The sequence below is a fragment of the Neisseria sp. P0021.S006 genome, from assembly GCF_051956895.1.
The window spans coordinates 1-819 of sequence record NZ_JBQCWZ010000597.1 but is presented as its reverse complement, the minus strand read 5'-3'; the positions used below and the strand labels follow the sequence as shown (position 1 = coordinate 819).

Below are 819 nucleotides of genomic sequence, written 5' to 3'. Positions count from 1 at the left end.
GCTTATGCCAGCGGTCACTCCCAATTTGCCCAATACCTGCAATTGCCTTACGTTGCCGGCGCAAACGAAGTGGTGATTTTCTGTACCGCTATGTGTGGCGCATGTCTTGGCTTTTTGTGGTTTAACGCCTATCCGGCGCAAGTCTTTATGGGCGATGTCGGCGCACTCGCGCTTGGCGCGGCGCTCGGTACCGTTGCCGTCATCATCCGCCAAGAATTTGTCCTCGTCATCATGGGTGGCCTGTTTGTTGTTGAAGCCATTTCCGTTATGTTGCAAGTCGGTTGGTACAAACGAACCAAAAAACGCATCTTCCTGATGGCACCCATCCATCACCACTACGAACAAAAAGGCTGGAAAGAAACCCAAGTCGTCGTCCGTTTCTGGATTATTACCATCGTCTTGGTGCTGATTGGTTTGAGTACCCTCAAAATCCGCTAAATCTCCAAAGGCCGTCTGAAAATTTCAGACGGCCATTATGTAAGGTAAGCATGCTTGCCTGAATCCTACGTCTCAAAATAAATCCCGCAATAATCCACACAGAAAGTCCCCAAGCATGTACCAATCTTTTGGCGGTGCAACCGGCATCCGCACCCTGACCGACCGTTTCTACGACTTGATGGAACTTGAGCCGCAATACCAAGCCTTGCGCCAAATGCACGGCGAAGACATGACCCTGATACGCGAAAAGCTCTACGAATTTTTTAGCGGCTGGCTCGGCGGCCCGCAACTTTTTGTCGAAAAATACGGCAATCCCCAACTGCGCGCCCGCAATATGCCTTTTGCCGTCAACGTACAAGTCCGCAACGAATGGATCGCCTG

2 protein-coding genes are annotated in these 819 nt (G+C 51.0%); both read left to right on the top strand.

Going from position 1 to position 819, the window contains the following annotated elements; translation table 11 throughout:
- A partial coding sequence (mraY, locus tag ACTHUM_RS15935) for a phospho-N-acetylmuramoyl-pentapeptide-transferase (RefSeq protein WP_440403412.1) occupies positions 1-438 on the top strand: 438 nt, incomplete at its 5' end.
- A 115-nt stretch (positions 439-553) separates the two neighbouring features.
- Positions 554-819 (top strand): group II truncated hemoglobin (locus ACTHUM_RS15930; RefSeq protein WP_440403411.1); only part of this gene is annotated, 266 nt, incomplete at its 3' end.